General features: G+C 30.7%; 5 protein-coding genes. 1 reads left to right on the top strand and 4 read right to left on the bottom strand.

What is annotated here, in order from left to right:
• Nucleotides 1–44: 44 nt before the first annotated feature.
• The 4 genes from CLCHR_RS23025 to nifJ all read right to left on the bottom strand — a co-directional run bounded on the left by CLCHR_RS23025 (nucleotide 45) and on the right by nifJ (nucleotide 8,606).
• Nucleotides 45–659: a superoxide dismutase gene (locus tag CLCHR_RS23025; protein ID WP_079442236.1), complete on the bottom strand. Its 615-nt coding sequence runs from the start codon at nucleotides 657–659 to the stop codon at nucleotides 45–47.
• A 291-nt stretch (nucleotides 660–950) separates the two neighbouring features.
• Nucleotides 951–2,939 (bottom strand): flagellar assembly protein A, encoded by a 1,989-nt coding sequence (locus CLCHR_RS23020; RefSeq protein ID WP_079442235.1) that lies wholly within the window; start codon nucleotides 2,937–2,939, stop codon nucleotides 951–953.
• Between the two features lie 132 nt (nucleotides 2,940–3,071).
• Nucleotides 3,072–4,952 carry a S8 family peptidase gene (locus CLCHR_RS23015; protein ID WP_079442234.1) on the bottom strand — a complete coding sequence of 627 codons (1,881 nt, stop codon included), beginning with the start codon at nucleotides 4,950–4,952 and terminating at the stop codon, nucleotides 3,072–3,074.
• A gap of 141 nt (nucleotides 4,953–5,093) precedes the next feature.
• Entirely contained in the window at nucleotides 5,094–8,606 is a 3,513-nt protein-coding gene (nifJ, locus tag CLCHR_RS23010; protein WP_079442233.1) for a pyruvate:ferredoxin (flavodoxin) oxidoreductase, read from the bottom strand.
• A 187-nt stretch (nucleotides 8,607–8,793) separates the two neighbouring features.
• Between nifJ and CLCHR_RS23005 the strand changes: the two genes are divergently transcribed.
• Entirely contained in the window at nucleotides 8,794–9,117 is a 324-nt protein-coding gene (locus CLCHR_RS23005; RefSeq protein ID WP_079442232.1) for a hypothetical protein, read from the top strand.
• The last annotated feature ends 171 nt before the right edge of the window (nucleotides 9,118–9,288 follow it).

Below are 9,288 nucleotides of genomic sequence, written 5' to 3'. Positions count from 1 at the left end.
TAATTATTTTATCTAAAAAGTATAAATTATTCACTATTTAATTATTACTTACAAGTATTTCTATAATATTCTTCAACTTTTCCCCAATTTATTATATTCCATATGTTTTTAACGTATTCAGCCCTTAAGTTTTTATACTTTAAATAATAGGCATGTTCCCAAACATCAATTGTAAGAATCGGAGTATAACCAAAACTAAATGGACTGTCTTGATTTAGCGTGCTCATAATTTTTAATTTCCCACGTTTATCTTTAACTAACCACCCATAACCCGAACCAAATTGATTTACTGCTACCTCACTTAATAATTCTTTTAAGCTTTCTACTGTACCAAAAGTATTATTTATTTCATTTAGCAATTTTCCTTCCGGGCATTTTTTAGGATGTGGAAAGAGAATTGAAAAATATAAATTATGATTTGATACTCCACCACCTTGATTTATAACATCTTGTCTAATCCGTTTAGGTATTCTATTTATATTGGATAAAATTTCTTCTAGGGACTTACCTTCAGTGAATTTTTCATAGCCCTGTAAAATATTATTTAGTTTATTTACATATCCTTGAAGATGCTTTGTATAGTGTATTCTTACAGTTTCTTGGTCAATGTAAGGTTCTAAAGCATTATACGAATATGGTAGTTCAATTTTGTCATACATCATACATCCCCCCCTCTCTACCGAACAAATAGTATTTACCTAAATAAAATATGATTATATATAAAAATTGTTACTATTTCAGAATGCATATTAATATAAAATTTAAATTTAAATTTAATTTTAATCACTTTAATTTTTACCTAATAACATAATTAACATTAATAATTTGTAATAAATTAATTTCCTATTAACCTTTTAATTATAAAAAAAGAGGAGATTAGTTCCCCTCAAAATTCATTATTTCTTTACACTAAATCCTTTAATATTTAGATGTAATTTAAATCTATATTATTATAATACAAACTTTTCAATAATTATTTCCCCATCCCTATCCATGTATGCCTTAACATTTTTACCTGAAACATCTAATATTTTTGATTTTTTTCCAAAGTAAAAAACAGTATTATTATAGGCAACCTTGGCTGTTATAATCCCAGTAGGTAACACTTCTAATTTAGTCACGACTCCAGAAGGACTACCAACTAGTCCAAGTTTAATGTTTCCTCTCGCAGATAAGACACCTCCTCTAGCTACAGAATCTTCTCGCATAAACACTATATCTTTTAATGCTATTAAATTAGATACGTATTGACCTTTACCAGTAATAATAATATTTCCTGTAGATTTAACTAAGCAATCTTGGCAATAACCAACGTAAATATCTGCATGTATAATCATATCATCCTCTAAAAAGTCAATTTCATTTTCTATCAATTCCTTAAATTTGTTTAAATCCCTTATAGATTCTATTTTTGATATATTCAATCCCATGATTTTACTTCTAATAAACTCAACTAATTCACTTTTCTCACTATCGTTACATATACTATGGGTTATAATACCAAGTGATAGTTTTGGTATATTTTTATATCTATTTTCTATTAGTATTTTAACTAGCTCGGATATCTTTTTAGTGCTATTACTCGATTCATTCAATTTCTCGACAGCGTTGATTAGTTGGATTATATTTTCTTTATATTCATTCAATTGCTCTAAATACATCTTTTTTTCCATATCAATCTGACCTGTTAAAATTGTCGAATTAATTGCATTTCCCTTAATGTTAATTTCTCCTCCTGCAATAATTTTTGATATATCAACACTCTTTTCGATATAAAGAGAATTACCGGATTTAACTGTCATATTTTCTTTAACGTTTCCTATAATATTAACATCTCCTATGAAATTAATATTTCCAGACTTCATATCTACATCTTTTATCTTATAAATATTATTTACACTTAATACTCCATTTTTAGAAGACGGCCTTCCTGTTCTAGTAGCAATTATATTATTTCCTTCAATTCTACATCCTTCTCCTATTCTTATAGGTTTACTTTTTATTATTTTTCTTTTCAGAATTTCACCTATAACATTTTTTCCGTCTTGTCCAGTTTCACCGGGTATTATCTCGGCTAACACTTGACCTTCCTCAATATTTGAGATTGAATATAAATTTCTATAATCTATTTTTTCATTTGAAGATTCATCAATAATTTTCTTTTCTCCAAGATCAAATAAAATTTTAATCTCGCTGGGTATATCATCAATAGCAGGAACTCCCTTTGCTATTAAAACATTCTCATTTATGCCTGCTGCACAAGCTTCAATAAGGCTTTTATATATTATTCCTTCAGTAACCTTATTTTGTCTTAATATTTCTTTTATTTCTGTAACAGTATATTTTACAGGTAACTCACCTTGAATTTTCATTGCTTTAAGTGCTAAATTCATTAAGTTTGGTTTATCTTTAAGCTTATATATATACTCAGGAATATATTCAATGCATATATATGCTTCCATCTTATCTTTTGAAATTGTAATTTTTACATTTTTTGAAGCTTCTGTTTTTACACCCTTGTAACTAATTTTATCAAATTGTGTTACTTTATATGCCCTCTTCTCATTGCAAAGTTCTCCATTAATATAAAGCTTTATATTATCACAAGATTTTATTGTTATTTCTCCAAGATCATTATCTGTAACTATTATTTTTCCACTTTCGACTTTTGCACCATTTTCCACACTACTCCTAATTAATTGATTATCTAAAATGCTATTATGTTCTTTATTATTAGTTTTAATATCGCCTTTAAAGGAACTCTTAAAATTTGATGAGTCTAACTGAAATTCTTCAACTTGAATTTCGAACTTTTTACTAATCAATGAATGTTTTTCTTTTATTATCTTATATTTTATTTCTTCTTTTAAAAGATTCAATTCTTTAGAAGCATTATCTAAACATTCATCTAAAGATTTTCCTGAATAAATTAAACTCATTTTCATCATCCCCTAAAACCCTTTTATTTTATTATAACATTAATCGATTACATTTGATACTTTATTGCCTTTATTGTTTTATTCTACAAAAAAAGACTTATTCATTAATCAATTGAATAAATCTTTTTAATATTAATTTAGCTTTATTATATTAAGATTATTTCTTCTAATTATTCTTTTTGTTATCCCATCTGGAATTCTAACAAATAATTTATTAACATAATATTCATTAAACTCTCTTCTTCCGTTAATAAATTCTAAATCCGTTCTATAGCTTCTACTAATTATATTAAATGTGCCCAATAAATCAAAGAAACCATATCCAATTTCTCTATTGGGATACCTATAAATTGTATTACTCCTATCAGCTCCAAGTATTAAATATGCTATTACTTTAGTCGAAAACATTGTTCTATCATTCCCATTAATAATCCCCCATTGTAAAAGAAGGGCACAAGCACCAGCAATTATGGCTGCTGCTACAGAACTTCCGGATACAGTTACAGTTCCACCTAAAGGTTTAGTTGTTATAATGTCTACCCCTAAAGTAGCAATATCAGGATTAATAATATATTCATTTAAATTAGGTCCTTTTCCTGATGCAGCGATTAAAGCATTATTATTCCCATAATATGCTACAGTTGCAACATTTCTTCCTGTAGAAGGTACTGTTAGCGTTGTATATGGATTGGATTGAAGAAATCGTGTATTTTCCGGTAATGTTTTTTGGGGTGGTAACCATATATTATATCTTCCATCTGTTATATAATCTCCTCTTAATTGAAATGTCCATATACCTGCTTTTATATTATTAAAATTAATCGCTATTAGCTCATGCCCAGTAAAATGTTCTGGCATATAATATTTAATCACCATCTGTGTTCTAAAGAAAACAAAATTAATTGTTTCAACCTGTTTAGATTTAGCTTTAATAAAATTTGATGCTTCTCCGTTAGGTGAAATTACATTTAGCGATACAATATTAGGCTTCGTTATCCATATACCAAAAGAAAAATATTTAATCTCTCTAGGAATTCTTAATTCTACAGTTGATATTCCACCTACTTGTTGAATAATTCCAGATGCATGGCCATCTGATGCGCCTTCGTTTCCAACCCCATTTACAGGAATAAGTCCTCTTATCCTGCCAATTGAAGTGATATATCTTGATATTATATTATTTCCATCATGACTTCCTTCTGTAGTTCCAACTCCTATATAGATTACCATAGGCCTATTTACTGCTACAGAATAATTTTTCAAATAATCTATTGCTGCTAAGATCTCAGAAACATCATAAATTGGAGTATATGGTACACCATTCGCCTCAAGTTCATTTCTAAAACTTTTCGATTCCATTAATTTAACAATAACATACTCAGACCCAGGAGCAATTCCTTGAAAGTCTTGATTGAATCCTCTTGCGCCTATTATTCCTGCCATTTGTGTTCCATGCCCTATATCATCCTTTGTGGGGACAATGGAATATGGAACTTGATTATTTCTATATGCCTGAATCGCATTATTGATTTCAGCGTTTGAATATGTTTTTCCTATGTATACTGAAAGATCCGTGGTATCTTGAATAGTTTGATCCCATATGCTAACTATTCTTGAAGTGTCATCTTCTCTAATAAATTCATCATTGAGATAATCTATTCCCGTATCAACCATCCCAATTAGCACTCCTCTTCCAGTCAAATCCAAGTAAGGATTGATTTTGATAGCATTTATATTATCTACACTGGATGGAGAAACAGCTTGTAGCACATATTTACTTCTTGGATCAACATAAAGTATCGATGGAACATCTCTATATAATTGATCAATGTATTCAGTTGGAACTGATATTACACCGATTGTATCAGTTATTATATCTCCACAAGCATAAGAAACTCTATCTATTTCTTCTTTGAAATTTCCTCTATATGCAACCAAATAATTAGGTGCATCTCCATAATATAAACTGCATTTTCTTGGTACTGGCACATTTATCTCCTTAGTAGTACTCATATTTAATAATATTTACAATTGTTTCAAATTATTCATAAGGAAAGAATTAATAAAAGTAGCATACCAGCATTTTTATTCTTTTCTTTAACTGGTATGCTACATTTTTACTAAATATAATAAAGTTATTGATTTTACTACTTTCTATTGCGATGCTAATTTCTTATAGATTTCTAATCTTTCTTTCGCATCGTTCTCAGTTTTCTCAAATAATTTATCAGCTTCCTCTGGAAAAGCTTTAGCTAAAGATGCATATCTTACTTCTCCCATCAGGAAGTCCTTAAATTCACCTTTTGGCTCTTTTGAGTCTAATGTAAATGGATTTTTTTCTCCTTTTAATGTAGGATTGTATCTATAAAGATGCCAATATCCACAATCAACTGCTTTCTTTTCTTCATCTTGCGAATTAGACATTCCTACTTTAATACCATGACTAATACATGTTGAATATGCTATTATAAGTGATGGTCCATCATAAGCCTCAGCTTCTTTTATAGCTTTAATAGTTTGATTCTTATCTGCTCCCATGCAAATCTGAGCAACATAAACATACCCATAAGTCATTGCCATTCTTCCTAAATCTTTCTTCTTAGTTCTCTTACCAGATGCAGCAAATTTTGCTATGGCTGCTGTAGGAGTTGATTTTGATGATTGCCCACCAGTATTTGAATAAATTTCTGTATCAAATACCAACACATTTACATTTTCATTGCTTGCAAGTACTTGATCAAGTCCACCATATCCAATATCATAAGCCCAGCCATCTCCACCAAATATCCATTGAGATCTCTTAACAAAGAATTCTTTATCTTTTAATATTTCTTTAGCAATTTCACTATTATCATTTTTAAGAACTTCAGTTAATCTATTAGCTCTTTCTCTAGAACCTTCACCAATATCTTTATTGTCTAACCAATCTCGCAATACTGCTTTAGCTTCTTCTGTCATACCACTTTCAAGGGCAATTGAAACATTATTAGCTATTCGTTCTCTTATAGTTTTAACACCTAGATACATTCCGTATCCAAATTCAGCATTATCTTCAAATAATGAATTAGCCCAAGCTGGTCCATGACCTTGTTGATTTTTAGTATACGCAGTAGCTGGTGCTCCTGCTGCCCAAATAGAAGAACATCCAGTTGCATTTGCAATCATCATTCTATCACCAAATAATTGAGTGACTAACCTTGCATAAGGGGTTTCACCACATCCTGCACAAGCGCCATTATACTCAAGCAATGGTCTTTCAAATTGACTTCCTTTAAGCGTATACTTATCCATTGGATTTTTGGCAATTACTTTTTCTATTGTGTAATTCCAAGCTTCTATTTGTTCATGCTGGCTGTCTTGTGATTTCATTACTAATGCCTTGCCAGGTGCTGGACAAACTTGAGCACAATTTCCACATCCCGTACAATCAAGTGGAGTAACTCCAATTGAGAAATACAATTTCTCATCGCTTTTAATTCCTTTAACATCAAGTAATTTAACACTCTTCGGTGCTTTATCTTTTTCTCCTTCATTTAACAAAAATGCTCTAATTGTTGCATGTGGACATACAAATGAACATTGGTTACATTGTATACAATTCTCTGGTATCCATTCTGGAACAGTCACAGCTATTCCTCTCTTTTCATAAGCTGTTGTTCCGTGCATGAATGTACCATCTTCCATACCTGCATTTATAAAAGTTGAGACAGGCATAGCATCTCCTTCTAATCTGTTCATTGGCCTTGTAATTTCTTTTATAAATTCCGGAAAATCTTCATTATGTTCAAGTTTATCATCTTGTGTATTGCTCCAATCAAGTGGAACTTTAATTTTAACTATTCCATTAATACCTTCATCTATTGCACCATGGTTCATATTAACAACTTTTTCGCCCTTTTTGCCATATGAACTTACTACTGCATCCTTCAAATATTTGACTGCATCTTCTACTGGTATTATATTGGCTATTTTAAAGAAAGCCGCCTGCATTATCATGTTTATCCTGCCGCCAAGTCCAATGTCTTGAGCGATTTTAACAGCATTTATTGTATAAAATTCAATGTTATTTTGAGCAATATACCTTTTCATTGCTGCCGGCAATCGCTCTTCTACTTCTTCTGGTGACCAAATTGTATTTAATAAGAACTTACCATCTTTCTTTAATCCTCTAAGTACATGATATTTATATACATATGATTGATTATGGCATGCAATAAAGTCAGCTCTATCAATTAAATAACGAGACTTTATTGGCTTATTACCAAATCTTAAATGAGATACTGTTATACCTCCAGATTTTCTAGAATCATAATCAAAATATCCTTGAGCATACATGTCTGTATGATCTCCAATGATTTTAATTGCACTTTTATTGGCTCCAACTGTACCATCAGATCCCAAGCCCCAGAATTTACATGAAGTAATGCCTTCAGGTGTAGCATCTATATCATCAAGTGGTCTAAGAGAAGTATTTGTAACATCATCTATTATGCCAATTGTGAAATTATTTTTAGGTTCATCTAAAATTAGATTATCATAAACCGCAGCTATATGTACTGGAGTTGGGTCCTTTGAACCAAGTCCATATCTTCCTCCTACAATAGTCGGAGCATTTTCCTTACCAAAAAAGCTTCTTACTACATCTAAATATAAAGGCTCACCTACTGAACCTGGTTCCTTTGTTCTATCTAAAACCGCAATCTTAGTAACTGTTTTAGGAATAGCTTTCAGCAATTTTTCCATAGAAAATGGTCTATAAAGTCTAACTTTAACTAACCCTACCTTCTGTTTATTTGAATTTAAATAATCTACAGTTTCCTCTACAACATCATTAACAGCACCCATGGAAATTATAATTCTATCAGCATCATGTGCTCCATAGTAATCAAAGCAATGATACGTTCTACCTGTTAATTTTGTTATTTCACTCATATAATCCTCAACTATATCCGGGATCACATCATAATATTTATTTACAGCTTCTCTGGTTTGGAAATATATATCTGGATTTTGAGCTGTTCCCCTCGTAACAGGATGATCTGGATTTAAAGCTCTTTTTCTAAAATCGTCAAGTGCTTTATAATCTATTAATTTAGCAAGTTCTTCTTGTTCTATTACCTCTATTTTTTGTATTTCATGAGAAGTTCTAAATCCATCAAAAAAGTTCATAAATGGCATTTTTGCTTTTATAGTGGCTAAATGTGCAACTCCACTTAAATCCATGACTTCTTGAACAGATCCTTCTGCAAGCATTGCAAATCCAGTTTGCCTAGCTGCCATAACATCTTGATGATCGCCAAATATGTTTAATGATGATGTTGCGAGAGCTCTTGCTGCAACATGTATTACACATGGAAGCAACTCTCCTGCTATCTTATACATATTAGGTATCATAAGTAATAACCCTTGTGATGCTGTATAAGTAGTTGACAGTGCACCTGCTTGAAGGGATCCATGTAGTGCGCCTGCAGCTCCTGCTTCTGATTGCATTTCAACAACTTTTACTGGCTGATTAAATATATTTTTTTTACCTTGTGAAACCCACTCATCTACATGTTCAGCCATTGGAGATGATGGAGTTATTGGGAAAATTACTGCCACTTCAGAAAATCCATAGGATATATATGCTGCAGCAGTATTGCCATCCATAGTTTTCATCTTTCTCATTGCATTTACCTCGTTTTCTTTTCTTCTAAACTTTTAATTGTCATTCTAACTTTTTTATTATCTGCTAAGAATATCTTACTTATTCATTTACAGGATAAATTGTAACCCTAGAATAAATAATAGCTTTCAAATGTATGATTCTAAATGCTATGATTAGGATAGAATAATAAAAAAGGAGGCATTTTTTATGTTTAAATTAAGAAATTTATACTTATATCTTGTTTGCTTTGTTTCATTAATGATGGTTCTAGCCGGTATAATCTTCACTGTACAAAATATTACTGATTTAATGTTCCCCACAAATTATTACTATGAAGGGATATCGCCAGATAAATCAGGCAGTTTATCGGAGTATGACAAAAAAATTTATGAGGAGAATCAAATAAGATATGAACAAAACCGTAGTATTGAAAGTAAAAAAAATGTCGCAAAATCAGTAGCGGTTGTTGTAGTTGCTTTGCCGACCTTTCTATATCACTGGCGAAAGGTTGAAAAAGAGAAGAATATTTAATTAATAATCACAAAATATAAAAGCAGTACCTGATATTAATAATCGAGAGTGTAAAATAGTCTGTGTAAACTTCATTAGGATGATATAATAAATTATCAAATGAAGGGAGCACAGGCTATGTCTTTATCTAGAGATGAATTAGTAAAATTAATTTTGAATAACTCTGATATA

It is taken from the genome of Clostridium chromiireducens (genome assembly GCF_002029255.1).
In the GTDB taxonomy this organism is placed as follows: domain Bacteria; phylum Bacillota; class Clostridia; order Clostridiales; family Clostridiaceae; genus Clostridium; species Clostridium chromiireducens.
Note: the sequence above shows the minus strand (reverse complement) of the source record. Positions and strands in the feature narration are given on the sequence as shown.